The 15,699-nt window shown below is 66.8% G+C and carries 19 protein-coding genes; 9 read left to right on the forward strand and 10 right to left on the reverse strand.

The features are described from left to right. Positions 1 to 2: 2 nt before the first annotated feature. Genes ACFOOL_RS06555 through ccoN form a run of 5 tightly spaced genes read right to left on the reverse strand, consistent with a single transcriptional unit; the run spans position 3 to position 3,621 of the window. Complete coding sequence (locus ACFOOL_RS06555) at positions 3 to 206, reverse strand: hypothetical protein (protein WP_380095993.1); 204 nt, start codon at positions 204 to 206, stop codon at positions 3 to 5. Further along, positions 203 to 1,075 (reverse strand): cytochrome-c oxidase, cbb3-type subunit III, encoded by an 873-nt coding sequence (gene ccoP, locus ACFOOL_RS06560; RefSeq protein ID WP_380095995.1) that lies wholly within the window; start codon positions 1,073 to 1,075, stop codon positions 203 to 205. Before ccoP ends, ACFOOL_RS06555 begins: the two co-directional genes overlap by 4 nt. After that, positions 1,066 to 1,239 carry a cbb3-type cytochrome oxidase subunit 3 gene (locus ACFOOL_RS06565; protein WP_380095997.1) on the reverse strand — a complete coding sequence of 58 codons (174 nt, stop codon included), beginning with the start codon at positions 1,237 to 1,239 and terminating at the stop codon, positions 1,066 to 1,068. The genes ccoP and ACFOOL_RS06565 overlap by 10 nt, the downstream gene beginning before the upstream one ends. Beyond that, a complete protein-coding gene (ccoO, locus tag ACFOOL_RS06570; RefSeq protein WP_380095998.1) occupies positions 1,240 to 1,971 on the reverse strand; it encodes a cytochrome-c oxidase, cbb3-type subunit II in 732 nt (243 codons plus the stop codon). A gap of 6 nt (positions 1,972 to 1,977) precedes the next feature. Next, entirely contained in the window at positions 1,978 to 3,621 is a 1,644-nt protein-coding gene (gene ccoN, locus ACFOOL_RS06575) for a cytochrome-c oxidase, cbb3-type subunit I (RefSeq protein ID WP_380096000.1), read from the reverse strand. A gap of 243 nt (positions 3,622 to 3,864) precedes the next feature. Here ccoN and ACFOOL_RS06580 point away from each other — a divergent pair, with 243 nt between their 5' ends. Genes ACFOOL_RS06580 through ACFOOL_RS06600 form a run of 5 tightly spaced genes read left to right on the forward strand, consistent with a single transcriptional unit; the run spans position 3,865 to position 6,806 of the window. Further along, positions 3,865 to 4,116, forward strand: coding sequence for a DUF2249 domain-containing protein (locus ACFOOL_RS06580; protein WP_380096002.1), 252 nt, complete (start codon positions 3,865 to 3,867; stop codon positions 4,114 to 4,116). Positions 4,117 to 4,174: 58 nt separating this feature from the next. Further along, entirely contained in the window at positions 4,175 to 5,524 is a 1,350-nt protein-coding gene (locus ACFOOL_RS06585) for a hypothetical protein (RefSeq protein WP_380096004.1), read from the forward strand. After that, positions 5,517 to 6,023, forward strand: coding sequence for a DUF2249 domain-containing protein (locus ACFOOL_RS06590; protein WP_380096005.1), 507 nt, complete (start codon positions 5,517 to 5,519; stop codon positions 6,021 to 6,023). Before ACFOOL_RS06585 ends, ACFOOL_RS06590 begins: the two co-directional genes overlap by 8 nt. Beyond that, positions 6,020 to 6,334, forward strand: a complete 315-nt coding sequence (locus ACFOOL_RS06595; RefSeq protein WP_380096007.1) for a metal-sulfur cluster assembly factor — start codon at positions 6,020 to 6,022, stop codon at positions 6,332 to 6,334. The genes ACFOOL_RS06590 and ACFOOL_RS06595 overlap by 4 nt, the downstream gene beginning before the upstream one ends. 16 nt (positions 6,335 to 6,350) lie before the next feature. Continuing rightward, complete coding sequence (locus ACFOOL_RS06600) at positions 6,351 to 6,806, forward strand: hypothetical protein (RefSeq protein WP_380096008.1); 456 nt, start codon at positions 6,351 to 6,353, stop codon at positions 6,804 to 6,806. 88 nt (positions 6,807 to 6,894) lie between these two features. On the opposite strand, the gene ACFOOL_RS06605 is transcribed toward ACFOOL_RS06600, so the two are convergent. From ACFOOL_RS06605 to nirK, 4 genes are all read right to left on the reverse strand, one after another. Further along, on the reverse strand, positions 6,895 to 8,112 hold the full coding sequence (locus tag ACFOOL_RS06605; protein ID WP_380096010.1) for an NnrS family protein: 1,218 nt from the start codon (positions 8,110 to 8,112) through the stop codon (positions 6,895 to 6,897). Positions 8,113 to 8,364: 252 nt separating this feature from the next. Beyond that, positions 8,365 to 9,009, reverse strand: a complete 645-nt coding sequence (locus tag ACFOOL_RS06610; RefSeq protein WP_380096028.1) for a Crp/Fnr family transcriptional regulator — start codon at positions 9,007 to 9,009, stop codon at positions 8,365 to 8,367. Between the two features lie 131 nt (positions 9,010 to 9,140). Next, the gene (locus ACFOOL_RS06615) at positions 9,141 to 10,025 is read right to left on the reverse strand and encodes an SUMF1/EgtB/PvdO family nonheme iron enzyme (protein WP_380096012.1); all 885 of its coding nucleotides are present in this window, start codon (positions 10,023 to 10,025) and stop codon (positions 9,141 to 9,143) included. A gap of 62 nt (positions 10,026 to 10,087) precedes the next feature. After that, the gene (gene nirK / locus ACFOOL_RS06620) at positions 10,088 to 11,221 is read right to left on the reverse strand and encodes a copper-containing nitrite reductase (RefSeq protein WP_380096014.1); all 1,134 of its coding nucleotides are present in this window, start codon (positions 11,219 to 11,221) and stop codon (positions 10,088 to 10,090) included. 215 nt (positions 11,222 to 11,436) lie between these two features. Here nirK and ACFOOL_RS06625 point away from each other — a divergent pair, with 215 nt between their 5' ends. Next, the gene (locus ACFOOL_RS06625; RefSeq protein WP_380096016.1) at positions 11,437 to 11,880 is read left to right on the forward strand and encodes a pseudoazurin; all 444 of its coding nucleotides are present in this window, start codon (positions 11,437 to 11,439) and stop codon (positions 11,878 to 11,880) included. Between the two features lie 135 nt (positions 11,881 to 12,015). Then, complete coding sequence (locus ACFOOL_RS06630; RefSeq protein WP_380096018.1) at positions 12,016 to 13,563, forward strand: PAS domain S-box protein; 1,548 nt, start codon at positions 12,016 to 12,018, stop codon at positions 13,561 to 13,563. A gap of 326 nt (positions 13,564 to 13,889) precedes the next feature. Here ACFOOL_RS06630 and ACFOOL_RS06635 read toward each other — a convergent pair whose 3' ends face one another. Further along, entirely contained in the window at positions 13,890 to 14,594 is a 705-nt protein-coding gene (locus tag ACFOOL_RS06635) for a response regulator (protein ID WP_380096020.1), read from the reverse strand. 102 nt (positions 14,595 to 14,696) lie between these two features. On the opposite strand from ACFOOL_RS06635, the gene ACFOOL_RS06640 reads away from it, so the two are divergent. Both ACFOOL_RS06640 and ACFOOL_RS06645 read left to right on the forward strand, forming a co-directional pair. After that, positions 14,697 to 15,362 (forward strand): helix-turn-helix domain-containing protein, encoded by a 666-nt coding sequence (locus tag ACFOOL_RS06640; protein WP_380096022.1) that lies wholly within the window; start codon positions 14,697 to 14,699, stop codon positions 15,360 to 15,362. Positions 15,363 to 15,369: 7 nt separating this feature from the next. Continuing rightward, positions 15,370 to 15,615 carry a hypothetical protein gene (locus ACFOOL_RS06645; protein WP_380096024.1) on the forward strand — a complete coding sequence of 82 codons (246 nt, stop codon included), beginning with the start codon at positions 15,370 to 15,372 and terminating at the stop codon, positions 15,613 to 15,615. The last annotated feature ends 84 nt before the right edge of the window (positions 15,616 to 15,699 follow it).

Genomic DNA, 15,699 nt, shown 5'->3' on the forward strand with positions numbered 1-15,699 from the left:
AGCTAACACCCGGACTTGGCGGCGCGGAAATGGGTGTCGCTGCCGTCCGGAACCTTGAGGTGGCTGATGCAATCGGGTTGCGAGGTGAAGGCGACATAGACGAGATGGGCATTGGCGACGAGCAGCACGGCGACGATGCCGAGTCCCACCATCCAGGCCAGGGGAAAGCGCCGCCGGAGCGGCGCAGTCTCGTCGGATGCGCTCATGGGGTGGCGCCTCGCAGGTCGAGCACGTAAAGGGCGAGCAGGCGAATCTGCGCGGTGCTGAGACGACCTTCCCAGGACGGCATGGTGCCCTCGCGCCCGTCATAGATGGAGCGCCTGATGGTCGAGCGGTCGCCGCCATAGATCCAGAAGGCATCGGCCAGATTGGGCGCGCCGGTCTCGATCATGCCCAGGGCATCGTCGCCGTGGCAGGCGGCGCAGTTGTCGGCGAACAGCATTTCGGCGGTTTCGCGTTCCTCCACCGTCAGCACGGGCTCACCGCTGAGCTCGACGAGATAATCGGCCAGCAGCGAGATATCGGTGCCGGCCAGCATCTGGTCGCGGCCGAAGGCGAGCATCTGCGCATAGCGGGTTTCCGGATGGACGGCATTGATGCCCACGCGGATGGTTTCCGCGACGGTGTCGGCATCGTCGCCCCACATCATCGGCGCCTGGGCGATATTGGGATAGCCGCGATTGCCGGTGGCCTCGAGACCATGGCAGCCGGCGCAGTTGTCGGCGAACAGCACCGGGCCGCTCTGGCGCACCACGGTCATGATCGCCTCGTCCCCGGCCAGGCTGGAGAAATCCTCATTGGCCAGCCGCTCGGACCAGATGGCGCGCTCGGCCTCGGCCTCGGCGAGGCTCTGCCGCACGGCCTGATGCTGATCGACGCCCAGGACGCCCCGGAAATAGCTGCTTATGCCCGGCCAGCTCGGCATGAGGATAGTCCAGACCACGGCGAACAGGGTCATGGAGATGAGGAAGGCCCAGAGCAGCCGCGGGACCGGAGTGTTGAGCTCCTTGATGCCGTTCCATTCGTGGCCAGTGGTGAGCTGGCCCGAAAATTCATCGCGTTCCTTCAGCGCCATGGCCGGTCATCCTCTTCGAGAATGGGCATCTTCGCGGCTTCCTCGAAGCCTTTCTTGTTGGACGGCCAATAGGTCCAGGCCAGGCAGATGACGCTCATGCCCAGGAGATAGAAGAGACCGAAGGACTTGGCGAAGCCTACGACGGTATCGTGATCGAACGGCATTTATTCAACCTCGGCTGTCTGGGTTGCATGGGCAACGTCGGTGAGGGTTCCGAGCACCTGGAGATAGGCGACCAGGGCATCCATGTCGGTCAGCCGCGACGGCTGGCCGTCGAACTGCCGGATATTGGTGGCATCGCCATAGCGCTCGGCGACCCCGGAGGCTTCGATGCTGTCCGGATTGGCCTGCCCATAGGCATCCTGGGTGGCGTTGGCGATCTGCTCGTCGGTATAGGGCACGCCGACGGCGCGCAGCGCCGCCAGATGCTGGCCCAGATCGTCGATCCTGAGCTGGTCGCGCAGCAGCCAGCGATAGGCGGGCATCTTGGATTCGGGCACGAGGTCGCGCGGGTTGTAGAGGTGGGCGGTGTGCCAGGCGTCCGAATATTTGTTGCCCAGCCGCGCCAGGTCCGGCCCGGTGCGCTTCGACCCCCACAGATGGGGATGGTCGTACTGGCTTTCGACGGCCAGCGAATAGGGCCCGTAACGGTCCACCTCGTCGCGCAGGGTGCGGATCATCTGGCTGTGGCAGGCATAGCACCCTTCGCGGATATAGATGTTGCGGCCGGCCACTTCCAGGGGCGTGTAGACCCGCATGTCCTCGGCCTTTTCCACCGTCTCGTCGATGGTGAACAGGGGAGCGATCTCCACCAGGCCGCCGATGGAGGCGACCAGGATGATGAAGGCGACCAGGCCGATGGCGCTTCGTTCAAGGCGATAATGGAAACGGAACATCTGTGGTTACTCTCCAGCCTGCAAGGCGGGCTCGGCGGGCAGGTCGTGGCTCTGTTCCACGACCCCCAGGGCCGGCATGCGGATGGTCATGACGACGTTGTAGAGGGCGACGACGGCACCGAGCAGGAACAGCAGGCCGCCGAATGCCCGGGCGATATAATAGGGATGCATGGCCACGAGGCTCTCGATGAACGAATAGCTCAGCGTGCCGCTCTCGTCATAGGTGCGCCACATCAGGCCCTGGATGACGCCCGAGTTCCACATGGCGAAGACGTAGACCACGGTGCCCGCCAGGGCGAGCCAGAAGTGCACCTCGACCAGCTTGTGCGAGTAGATGCGCTCGCGCTTGAACATGGCGGGCACGATGGAATAGAGCGCGCCGAAGCTGATCATCGCCACCCAGCCCAGAGCGCCGGCATGGACGTGGCCGACCGTCCAGTCGGTATAGTGGCTGAGCGAGTTGACGGCGCGGATGGCCATGAACGAGCCCTCGAAGGTGGTGATGCCGTAGAAGATGGCGGCCAGCGCCATGAAGCGCAGCACGGCATCGTCGCGCACCTTGTGCCAGGCGCCGTTGAGCGTCAGCAGCGCATTGCCGGCGGAAGCCCAGGAGGGGACCAGCAGCACGACCGAGAAGGCCATGCCCAGCGTCTGCACCCAGTGGGGCAGGGCGGTATAGTGCAGGTGGTGCGAGCCGGCCCACATATACATGAAGGTGATGCCCCAGAAGGAGATGATCGACATCCGGTAGGAATAGATCGGGCGGTTGGCGCGCTTGGGCAGGTAGTAATACATCATGCCCAGGAAGCCGGCGGTGAGGAAGAAGGCGACCGCGTTATGCCCGTACCACCACTGGGTCATCGCATCCTGGACGCCCGAGAACAGCGAATAGGACTTGGCGGCGCCCAGCGAGACCGGCACGGACAGATTGTTGACGATGTGCAGGATGGCCACCACCAGGATGAAGGCCATGTAGTACCAGTTGGCCACATAGATATGCGGCTCCTTGCGGCGGGCCAGGGTGCGCATGTAGATGGCGAAATAGACCACCCAGACGATGACCAGCCAGATATCGGCATACCATTCGGGCTCGGCATATTCCTTGGACTGGGTGAGCCCCATCAGATAGCCGCTGGCGGCGACGAGGCAGAACAGGTTGTAGCCCAGCAGCACGAACCACGGGCTGATGGCGTCGGGCAGGCGGGCCCGCGTGGTGCGCTGCAGCACGTGGAAGGAGGTGGCGATGAGCGCATTGCCGCCGAAGCCGAAAATGACGCCGCTGGTGTGGACGGGCCGCAGGCGGCCGAAGCTGAGCCAGGCCACGTCGAAGGTGAGATCGGGCCAGGCCAGGAGCGCCGCGACCCAGAAGCCGGCGCCCATGCCGATCACCCCCCAGATGAGGGTGAGGATCAGCCCCACGCGGGTGGGGGCGTCGTAATATTCGGAAAGCCGCTCGGCGGAGGGCTCGGGGCGGTCGAGCTGGCGGATGACGGCGAAGAAGCCGGCAAGCCCCAGGGCGAACACCAGCCAGCCGTGCACGCCCAGCAGATCGGCGCGTCCGGCCACCGCCATGGCCAGCCCAATGGCAGCCAGGGAACCCAGGATAATGAGTGCCCATTGTCTTTCATCGCGCGTCAGGTCTGCGACCATTTCTTGCCCCCGGCTGTTCGTTCTGGGCGGAATCCCACTTGCGCCCGTCCCTAGCTTAACGAGGCGCAGCTTATTTGATCTAGCTCAAATAGCCGCACTTTTGCACAGGATGGGGACGCTTGCGGGGGCGGGATGAGTTTGCGCTGCAACAAAGTCGGGGCGGGACCGGGGAGTATCCTTCCTCAATCCGGGTGCACGGCCGCGGCCCGGAGCCCAAGAGGACAAGCGGCCAGGACTGGAACAATGGCCCAAGACACGACCGAGCTGCCCTTCATCGACGTCCGTACCGTACCACCGCGCGAACGCCATCCCAGGATTTTCGGCATGGCCGACGCGCTCGCCGTCGGGGAGAGCTTCGTCATCGTCAACGACCATGATCCACGCCCGCTGCACTATCAGCTCCAGGCGGAATATCCGGGGCAGTTTTCCTGGACATATCTGGAAGCCGGCCCCGAGGTCTGGAGGGTCGAGCTGGGGCGGGTAACCGCCGCCTGAGGACCATCAACTGCACGGCGCGTCTCCCGCGCGCCGTGCCTTGTCCGGGACGATGCACATGCCCATTGCAGGTCTTTCGCGCTGGACGGCCACCTATTTCGCACTCGCCCTGCTGGCGCTGGTGGTGGCGCAGGTCATGCTCGCCGCCGGCTTCGGCTATCCGGGCGACGACTTCATGGCCCCCGAAACCCTGATCGTGGTGCATCTGGTCGCCATCGGCTGGCTGACGCTGCTGATGTGCGGGGCGCTGTTCCAGTTCGTGCCGGTGCTGGTGGCGGGCCGGCAGGACAATGACTGGCACGCGCCGCTGGCGCTGCTGCTGCTGGTGCTGGGACTTGCCGTGCTGCTCATGGGATTTGCCGGGCTGGCCGGCCTGCCGGGGGGCGACGCGGAGGCGCTGCCGCTGGGGGGCGTGGTGCTGACGGCGGGATTCCTCGTCGTCGTGGCCAAGCTGGCGCGGATCATCTGGGCGGCGCGCCCGCTCGCGCCGCCGGCGCGATTCGTGCTGGTGGGCCTCGCGGGGCTGGTGCTGACGGGGCTGCTGGGGGAGAGCCTCGCCGCGGCGCTGACCGGATTGCTGCCCGACGACATGGCCATGGCGCTGGTCGCCGCCGCGGTGCCGGTCCATGCCGCATCGGGGCTGGGCGGCTGGCTCACCGTCACCGCCATCGGCGTCAGCTATCGCCTGCTGTCCATGTTCCTGCTGGCGCCCGAACCCAAGGGGTGGCGCAGCCGGGTCGCCTTCTGGGCGTGCCTGGTCGCGGTGGCGCTGCTGGCCGCCCATGGCATCGCCATCGCGCTTGCCCTCCCCCTGCCGCCGGCGCCGGTGCTGATCGTCACGGCGGGAAGCCTCGCCGTCGCCTTCTATGCCGCGGATTTCGTGCAGCTCTACCGCACGCGGAAGCGCCGGCAGCTCGAATTGCACTCCAAGGCGGCGCTGGCGGCGTTCGCGGCGCTGATCGGCGGCGCGCTGCTGCTGCTGGCCGGGATCGCCGGCATCGGCGCGCGCATGGTGCCGGCCGCCGTCTATGTGCTATCCTTCGGCTGGCTGGGCGGGCTGGGCCTCGCCATGCTCTACAAGATCGTGCCGTTCCTGACCTGGCTGGAATGCTTCGCCCCAGTGATGGGGCGCCAGCCCACGCCGCGCGTGCAGGACCTGGTGCGGGAAACGCAGGCGGCACCCTGGTTCTGGCTGTATTTCCTTGCCGTCGCCATCGCCACCGCGGCGCTGGCGGCGGATCTGCCCCTGGTCTTCCAGGCCGCCATGGCGGTCCAGGTGCTGGGAACTGTACTGCTGATCCGCGAATTCTACCGGTCGCGGCGGCTGGCCAATATTCCCGGCGACCTGTGGACGGGAGACCGCCCCCGACTGTTCCTGCCCAAGCTATTCGAGGAAAACCATGTCTGATCTCGAACTCGATGTCCGGCCCATCCTGCGCGACGGAGGCGAGCCGTTCGGCGCGATCATGGATGCGGTGGGGCGCCTGGCGCCCGGCCAGCGCCTGAAGCTGCTGGCGCCCTTCCGTCCCGAGCCGCTGTTCGGCGTCATGGCCGGCAAGGGTTTCGCCTATGAGGCCTCGCCGCTCGAGGGCAATGATTGGGAAGTGGTCTTCGTGCCGGGCGAGAACGCGGTGAGCGCGCCCGAAGTCCGCCGCCGGGACCCCGAGAACTGGCCCGATCCGAGCCACTACCTGGACCTGGCCGAACTCGATCCGCCCGAGCCCATGGTGCGCATCCTGACCCAGCTCGAGGAGATGGAGGAGGGCGAGGTGGTCTTTGCGCTTTTGGGCCGGGAGCCGCTGCTGCTCTACCCCGAATTGCAGAATCGCGGCCATGCCTGGGCCGGCGATTTCGACGAGACCGGCCGGTTCTACCGGCTGATGATCTGCGCCGGGGCAGGACGATGATCGACGCCAGCGCGGACATGGTGCTGGAGGCCGAGGTCCGCGAGGCCCTGCGCGAGGTCATCGATCCGGAGCTGGGCTTCAATATCGTCGATCTAGGGATGATCTACGACATCGGCGTCACCGATGAGGGGGCGGCGAGAGTGATCATGACCACGACCGTGCGCGGCTGCCCGGCGACGGATTTCCTCCGCCAGGCGGTCGAGACCCGCACCGCCGGGGTCGCCGGTATCGGCTCCGTCTCGGTCGAGCTCACCTACGACCCGCCCTGGTCGCCGATGATGGCGGCGCCGGAACTGGCGGCGCAATTCTGACCGGCCGGGAGGAAGCGTGTCCAATTCGCTGCTGAGTCGGGCGCATCATTTCGACGAGCCGGAGCTGGCGCACCTCATCGAGGAGTTCAGCGACCGGTTGCGGCGCGACGCGGTGCTGCGCCCGGCGCTCGACCGGCTGGTCGGCAATCACTGGGCGGCGGCGGAAGGCGCCGCCATCGCGCTGCTGAGCGCGAGCCTGCTCAATGTGCGGCTGCCGCAGATCGACATCGAGGCGGTGCATCGGGCCTCGAAATATCTCTCGCTCGACCAGCTCGGCCGGCTGAAGGACATGTTCATCGAAAGCGCCATGGTGTGCCTGCCGCTGGAAAGCGCCGCCCAGGTGGCGGAAATCGCCTTCGAGCTCGAGGGACAGCTCGCCGCGATCGTCTCGGCCTCGGGAGTGCAGCGGCAAAAACTGACCCTGGCCCTGCGCCAGAGCCTGGCAAGCGGGGCGCTGCTGAACGGGTTGTGAGGGCGATCCCCCCAGCGCGCGGAACGGGGAAACGGAGATTCCCGCGTGCGCGGGAATGACCCGATGGGAAAGACGGCCCAGATGCCCCTTATTCGGGGCGGTCGCGGCGGCGGGTGAGGAGGAGGGGGGCGTGTTCCAGGGTGTAGAGGAGGAAGGCCAGCATCCATAGGGTGCCGGCGACGGCGAGGAGTTCGGTCGCGAGATCGGGGAGGGGGCCGACGGCGAGGCGGATGAGGGCGGCGAGCGCGACGCAGGCATAGCTGGCCGCGGTCAGGGGCGAGGCGGTGAGGGGCACGCCGGTATGGCCGCGGGTGGCGCGGCTCATGATGGCCAGCGTCATGGTGCCGATGGCGCCGACCGTCAGCACGTGCAGAGCGGCCATGGGGTCCAGCCATCCGGCGGCGGAAAGCGCGACGGACAGCAGGCCCAGCGGCACGAAGCCATAGGCGACGTGCAGCACAAGGACCAGCGCCTCCGCGCCGGTCTGCCAGCCGCGCCAGCGGAAGAGCCGCCAGGCATTGAGCAGGCCGGCAAGCGCGCAGAGGATCACGGTAAGCGGGGAGACCGGCAGCAGCGTCCAGCAGGCCAGGGCCGCCAGCGTGACCAGCAGCGTCGCCGTATCGAACAGGGCGTAGGGGGCGGGCAGGGCGATGACATGGCGTTTGGCCAGCCAGTTGCGCGTGAAGCTGGGCACGACCCGGCCCCCGATGATGCCGATGAGCATGATGAAGGCCGACACGGCGGCGCGGTCGGCCAGCGCGACGTCGCCGCCCCACAGGATGACGCCGTGGAAAAGCGCATTGGCGATCGCCAGTGCGCCGACCGCGGCCATGACCTTGAGATCCTTCCATTTGCGCCCCGCGATCACCTCGCGCAGGCAGATGCCCAGCAGCAGCGGCAGGAAGGCGATGTCGAGCGCGATGGCGACGGGCAGGCCGACGAGATCCGGCGCGAGCAGTGCCAGGCGGCCGACGAGCCAGGCGAGGAACAATATGGCCAGGGGCAGGCCCGAAACCGGCAGCCGGCCGGTCCAGTTGGGCACGGCGGTCAGAAGGAACCCGGCGAGGGCGGCGGTGCTGTAGCCGAAGAGCATTTCATGGGCGTGCCAATAGGCGCCGCCATAGCTGCCGCCGATGGGCCAGCCGAAGATCAACGCGCCGATCCACAGGCCCATGGCCAGAACCGCCCAGATGCCGGCGGCGAGGAAGAAGGGGCGGAAGCCATAGGAGAGAATCACCGGGCCGGTGCGCGCGAGACCGCGCGGAACCGGCTTGCGCTTCTGGGCAGGGGCGGCGGTTTCGCTCATGGCGGGTCTCCTGGTCATCGTCGCGCTCGGGCCGGAACGCCATGGCGGCGATCCGCGCCTGTCCGGCGCCCCGCATGAAGCCGATGGAATTCCTCGTGCCTGTCCGAGGCGCCGATCGGGGACCGGTGCGGGACGGGCATGCCGCTGTGGCGGAGAATGACTCGAGGCCGGAAGGCGATATGCGGGGCGCCTCAATCGCAGCAAGGTTTAGAGCGTCAGGATGCGCCCCTCCTTGCGCCAGCGCAAGCAGGGTCAGCCAAGACCCTCGGCCAGGTCGCGGAGCCGCTCGGCATCCTTGACCAGCAGCGTCTGGCGGCCGCCCTTGACGATGCCGCGGGTTTCCCAGGCGCTGAACAGGCGCGACACGGTATGCAGCGTGGTGCCGGTCATTTCGGCGACGTCCTGACGGCTTAGCGGGAAATCGATCCGCACGCCGCCCGGCTCGGGCCGGCCGGCCTTCTCGATCAGCCGCAGGACCGCATGGGCGACCCGCCGCTCGACCTCCTCGGTGGACATCTCGCGGATACGGATATGGGCTTCCTGCAAGCGCTGCCCGATGGTCTGCATGGCGTTGACCGCCAGGGTCGGATTGTGGGCCACCACTTCGTGCCAAACGTCGTTGGGCCAGCAGATGACGATGCTTTCGGCGGCCGCGACCGGAGTGCCGGGATAGTCGTCCCGCTGGAGGGCCTGGGCGAAACCGAACAAATCACCCGGATGCACGACCCGGACGATGATCTGCTGCCCGTCGGGGGTGACCTGGGTGACCTTGAGGCGGCCATGGAGCAGGAGGAAGAACTGCGTGGCCTTCTGGCCCTGTTCGAAAACCGCCTCGCCCACCGGCACGCGACGGATGTTGGCGCGGGCCAGAAGCCGCTCCAGGTCCTCATCGGACATACGGGCGAACAGCGAGAGTGAACGCACCAGGCTGAGGTCGATGTCGGCCAAATCCCCGGTCCCATATCGTTTCTGCTGTGCTTCTACAGCAAAAACGTCCGGGAGGATATCGGCCAATCGGCCGCAGATGGTCACAGGCCGATGGCGTTCAGCAGGTTCTCGTGCCATTGCGGCTGACGCACCAGGCGGAAGCCGAGATTGTCCGGCGGCACGCCCACCGAGCACCCGCCGCTGCGGGCGTCGCGGATGAAATAGGTGACCGAAGCCCGGTGCTTGCCTTCCAGCACCCGGATATTGCAGGCGGGCAGCTCGCTCACCAGTTCGCCGGCACCGTCGAGGTGGACGCGCCGGTGGCAGGTCTGGGTCCATTCCCAGACATTGCCGTGCATGTCGAAAAGGCCGTTCTCGTTCTGGCCGAAGCTGCCGATGGCCCGGGGGACGGGATCGGCCTCGGCCTGGCGAGCGGCCTCACGGCGGTAGTCGGCCAGCCAGCGCTCGGCCGGATTGGCGGCATTGTCCTCTATGCCCAGCGCATCGTCGACGAACAGCTCGCCGGCGGCATAGGCCCATTGCTGGTCGGTGGGCAGGGTCCAGGCCTGCCCGGTCCGGGCGCTCAGCCAGGCGGCGTAATCGGTGGCGTCGCGGAAATTGACGCCGGTGACCGGGACGTCGCCCTCGCCGACATTGCGGGGGTCGGCGGCCGTGCAGGCGCCGTCGGCCACGCAGGCGGCATATTCGGCGGCGGTGACCTGATATTTCATGATGGTGAGCGGCTCGTCGAACCGCGTCGTTTCCATCGGCGCGTCAACCGCCACGCCATTGACGAAGAAGTGGCCCCCGGCGCGATAGTGCAGTTCTCCCGGCGGCAGGGTGACGGTTTGGGGAGCGAAGGTCGGGGCGGTGCCGGGCAGGCCCGGCAGGACCTGCCAGGCGATGGCCCCCAGGGCCGCGGCCAGCAAGGCTGCCGGAAGCGCGATGCCGGCGATGTTTCCAAGACGAGGGGCGAGGGCAGTCATGTCTGCCTCCAGGGAATGTCCGGCGCCCGGGATTGGGCGCCGGCAGGCTTGCGCGATGCCCGTCAGATGGGGCTGGGGGGCAGCACGCTGGTCATCAGATCGTCGTTCCACTCGCCCTCGACCACGACGTGGCCAGCGGCGCCGAGCTCGAAGGCCTCGATCAGGTTGTGGTTCACATAGGCGTAGACGCCGGGCTGCTCGAAGGTATAGACCGCAGCGCCCGCGGTGCCGCCCGGGATGAACCAGGTCTCCTGGTCGACGTCGGGCACGTTGTGGAACTTGCCGGTCTGCCAGACATAGTCGCCATGCCCGCCGATGAGGTGGGGCCTGGTATCGCGGTTGGCCTGGCCGTGCACGATCAGCACCGTCTCGCCGACATTGGCCTTGAGCGCGCCTTCGCCGGTCAGGGCCCCGACCTTGCCGTTGAAGACGACGTGGGTGGGGATCAGGCCGCGCATCACCTCGGTGATCTCGTCAAAGCCCTCGCCGACATCCTCATAGGTCTTGTAGTTGCCGTTCTCGTCCTTGGGGACATAGAAGTCCTGCTCGCCCACATAGAACACCTTGTCATAGGTGATCAGGTTGCCCTTGGGGTCCTTGAGGCCTTCGCGCGGCAGCACCATGATGACGCCGTTCATGCCGGCGGTGACGTGCCAGGGCACCATGCCCTCGGGGGCGCAGTGGTAGATGAACACGCCCGCCTTGGTGGCCTTGAAGCGCAGGATCGCCTTCTCGCCGGGGTTCACATTGGTGAGGCCGGCACCGCCCAGCGCGCCGGTCGCCGAGTGGAAGTCGATGTTGTGCGCCAGCATGTTGTGGTCGGGGTTGATGAGCGTGAGTTCGACATAGTCGTTCTCGTGCACCACCATCAGCGGACCGGGAACCGTGCCGTTGAAGGTCATGGCCCAGACCTGGGTGCCGTTATCGTCGATCTCGATCAGCTTCTCCTCGATCGTCATGGTGAATTCGACGATCTTGGGAGGGCCGCTGGCCACCTGCTCGTGGGCGTGGACGAAAGGCGGATCGACGAGATCGACCTTGACGCGCTCGAGCGTATCGATATCGACCGGGGCGGCGGCCGTGGCTGCTGCTTCCTGCGCCGTGGCGGCAACCATCGTGGTCAACTGCGCGGTGGCGCCTATCGCCGCAGCGCCGGCAAGCAGGGCACGCCGCGAAAGCATGGTTTTGTCAGCCATTTTCTTCTCCATCACCGGCACAGCAGGTTCCTGTGCCTTCGTGATGCAAACTAGGCGAAGTCACGCAAGCCATCATTGATCGAGCGCAAATAAACGAATGTTTTCAGACGGATGCGAGGAGCGCATTATTTGTCCTGGATCAAAGACCCGGACATGGTACATGCTTAGAAGAGTGCCAACGGGTCGCCCCGACCCACAAACCAAGGAGAACCCCGATGCGCCATTTCGCCACCACAATGATTGCCCTGGCAGCCGTGGCTGGCCTGGCCGCTCCCGCATTCGCGGCGGACTATGAAGTGCACATGCTCAACAAGGGCGAAGCCGGCACCATGGTCTTCGAGCCCGCCTATCTCGAGATCCAGCCGGGCGACACGGTGACCTTCCTGCCCACCGACAAGGGTCACAACGCCGAGACCATCAAGGACATGATCCCCGAGGGGGCGGAGAGCTTCAAGAGCAAGATCAACGAGACCTTCACCGTCACCTTCGACGTGCCGGGCGTCTATGGCATCAAGTGCACCCCGCACCTGGCCATGGGCATGGTCAGCCTGATCCTGGTGGGCGACGATCTGGAGAACCTGGACGAGGCCCGTGCGGTGAAGGTGCCCAAGAAGGCCCAGGAGCGCTTCGACGCGGTCTATGCCGAGCTGGGCCTCTGATCCCATCTTCCGAAGCCAAGAAGGAAACCCCCGCGGCCGCGGGGGTTTTTGCGTCCGGGCCGGCGGAAAACCGGTTTCCCCTTTCCGGTCCGATGCACTAGGCTGGGGGCAGTCCCCACAGCCCCCGATGCCCCAGTGAACGATTCTTCCCAGGACCAATCCGCCCTTGTCGGCCAGGCCCGCAAGCTGCAGGCCATATTGCAGTCGGCCATCGATGCGATCATCACCATCGACGCCGCCGGAATCATCACCACCGTCAATCCGGCGGCGGCGCGCCTGTTCGGCTATCCGGAGGCCGCTTTCCTCGGGCGGAACGTGAATTTCCTCATGCCCGAGCCCTATCACTCGGCCCATGACGACTATATCGCCAATTACCGCCGCACCGGCGAGCGCAAGATCATCGGCATCGGCCGGGAAGTGACCGGACGGCGCAGCGACGGCAGCACCTTTCCCATGCATCTGGCGGTCAGCGAATTCGAGGTGGACGGGCGGCAGCACTTCACCGGCATCATCCACGACATGTCGGCCCAGAAGGCCACCGAACAGGCGCTGCGCCAGGCCCAGAAGATGGAGGCGATGGGCCAGCTCACCGGCGGCATCGCCCATGATTTCAACAATCTGCTGACCGTCATCATCGGCAATCTGGAAATGCTCGAGGGCCGGCTGACGACCGCGGCGCAGCGCGAGCTGGCGACCGAGGCGCTGGAAGCGGCGGATCTGGGGGCGCGGCTGACGGCGCGGCTGCTGGCATTCGCCCGCCGCTCGCATCTCGAGCCGGAAATCGTCAATCTCAACGATTTCGTGCTCGGCCTCACCGACATGCTGCACCGCACGCTGGGCTCGACCATCGCTCTTTCCAACGCGCTGACGCCGCGCCTGTGGCCGACCCGCATCGATCCCTCGCAGGTGGAAAGCGCCATCGTCAATCTCGCGGTCAATGCCCGCGACGCCATGCCCGAGGGCGGGCGGCTGATCATCGAAACGGGCAATGTCTCGGTGGATGAAGCCATGTCGGAAGGGCTCGACGGCCTCGCGCCGGGGGATTACGTGCGTCTGCGCGTCGCCGATACGGGGCAGGGCATGCCCCCCGAGGTGCGCGAGCGCGCCTTCGAGCCCTTCTTCACCACCAAGGACACCGGCCGGGGCACGGGGCTGGGGCTGTCGATGATCTACGGCTTCGCCAAGCAGTCGGGCGGCCACGCCACCATCTACAGCGAGGCGGGGCGCGGCACCACGGTCAATATCTACCTGCCGCGGCATGGCGAGGCGCGGGCGGAGCCGGAGGAACGGGGCGAATCGGCGCGCCCCGACACCGGCAAGACGATCCTCGTGGTGGAAGACGATCCACGCGTCCGCAGGCTGACCGTCAACCGGCTCGACGCCCTGGGCTACGCCACGCTGGTCGCCGCCGACGCGCAGGAGGCGCTGGCGATTCTGGAGGGCGGGGCGGATATCGATCTCGTGTTCACCGACCTGGTCATGCCCGGCGGCATGTCCGGCTACGAGCTGGCGCACCGGGTGGCGGAGGACCGGCCCGGCCTGCCGGTGCTGCTCACCTCGGGCTATGCCGACGAACTGGTGCGGCGCGACCCGGACGCCATCTCCCGCCTCAAGGTGCTGAGCAAGCCCTACCGGCAATCGGAGCTGGCCAGCGCCATCGCCGATGCGCTGGAGCGGGGGTAGGAGCTTTCAGGTTTTATCGGAAGCGGTGGGCAGCACTCTCTCCCCCTCGGGAGTGTTTACTTTGGACGCTTCTGGTTTGATCGTTATTGCCCACACCGGGCTGCCCTCGGGCTCGACCCGAGGGCCGGCCTGGGCGCCCCGAAACCCGGGTTTTCTGCACGTGGACAGAGGCCCTCGGGTCGAGCCCGAGGGCAGCCCGGTGTGGGGGATAAATTGTGCCAGCAGCCCATTGTAAGCACTCCCCCTGGAGGGCGCGGAACCCCGCCCCTGACCCTCCCCTTTAGGGACGCTGGGCGCCGCTTCCGTTAAAACATGAGATCGAACATCTAACCCAGCCGTTCCGGGGTAAAACTGTAGCCGGCGCCGCGGATGGTCTTGATGAGACGGGGGCGGGCGGTGTCGGTCTCGATGAGCTTGCGCAGGCGCGCCACCTGGTTGTCGATGCTGCGATCGTTGGGGGCCCAGTCCTGGCCTTTGAGCAAGTCCATGATGCGGTCGCGGTCGAGCACCTGATGGGGATGGCGCGCGAAGACCAGCAGCAGGTCGAATTCGCCGGTGGTGAGGACGATGTCGGTGCCGTCGGGCGCGCGCAAGGTGCGGCGGGCGGGGTCGAGCACGAAATCGTCGAAACCGATGGTGCCGGAGGCGGTTGCCGGCCTCGCGGCGGCGCTCCGGCGCAGGACGGTGCGGATGCGGGCCAGCACTTCGCGCAGGTGGAAAGGCTTGGGGATATAATCGTCAGCGCCGATCTCGAGCCCGACGATGCGGTCGATCATGTCGCCCTTGCCGGTGATCATGACGATCGGTACGTCCGAATTCTGCCGGACCCGGCGGGCGATGGCGAGGCCATCGGCGCTGCCCAGGTTGAGATCGAGCGTCATCAGGTCGATGCCGCGATCCAGCGCCGCCTCGACCTCGCGTTCCCCGGACGCCTCGCTGACCTTGTAGCCCTCGTCCTCGAGGAAACGGCGCAGCATGCGGCGAATCTGGGGTTCGTCGTCCACGACCAGGATATGGTGCCTCTGCTGCATCGGCCGCCTCGACCCGCCGTTACAATCGGTTACAATTCCCGGATAGGCCGATTACGTCGGCGTGGTCAATTCCGTTCCGCAGCAAGCAGATCGGAGTTCGCGATGTACCTGTTCCCCAATGCCGCCCCGCCGGCCAATGCGGGCAGGAGCGCCGTCAGCGACGCCGGCCGCGTGGTGGGCGCCACCACCGTCCTGTTCCACGAAGGCGACAGCGCCGACACGCTTTACGAAGTGGTCACCGGCGTCTTCCGCGCCACCAAGATTTTCCCCGACGGACGCCGGCAGGTGGTGGCCTTCGCCTATCCCGGCGATATCATCGGCTTCGGCCACGGCGACGCCTACCGCTTCGATTGCGACGCGCTGACGCCGGCCCGGGTTCACGCCGCCGGGCGCGGCGAGGTGCTGCAGGCCATGCGCACCGATCCCGAACTGGGCGAGAAGCTGCTGTCGATGGCGGCCGGGGAAGTCGCCACCATGCAGGACCTGTCGATGCTGCTGTGCCGCAAATCGGCCATGGAGCGCATTGCCGGCTTCCTGATCTCGCTCGCCGCACGCACCGGCAAGGAGGCGAACGACCAGCGCGTCAGCCTACCGATGTGCCGGGCCGACATCGCCGACCATCTGGGCTTGACCATCGAGACGGTCAGCCGCAACATGACCAAGCTGCGGGCCCGCGGCATCATCGACCTGCCCAATCGCGGCTGCTTCGTCATCCGCGACCTGAACCGGCTGCGGCAACTGGCCGAAAGCGAGACCGGGACGCGGTGATTTTCCCATGTCCCGCCGACCTCGCACCGCATTTGCGCTCTTTGCCGACTGGCCCGCCGCCTCGAGGGCGCACGAGGCTCTCAAACATCTGGGCGTTTCGGACCGCCAGGCCGTGCTGGAGCGCGCGCCGGACGGCGTGCGCCTGCGCGTCAGCCTGCCGCGCATCGCCGAGGAACAGGGCATCGTGCAAAGCCTGCTGTCCAGCGAGGCCCGGCGGGTGGAGGTTCACGACGGGGAGGGGCAGAGCGTTTGAAGGCGCTGCCCTCGGGCTTGTGTGGACGATTTTTGCTTTACTGCTTGCATCAGCCGGGATGCGCATCCCGGCTGATGCAGTGAG

Source organism: Devosia honganensis (genome assembly GCF_042648785.1).
Taxonomy (GTDB): domain Bacteria; phylum Pseudomonadota; class Alphaproteobacteria; order Rhizobiales; family Devosiaceae; genus Devosia; species Devosia honganensis.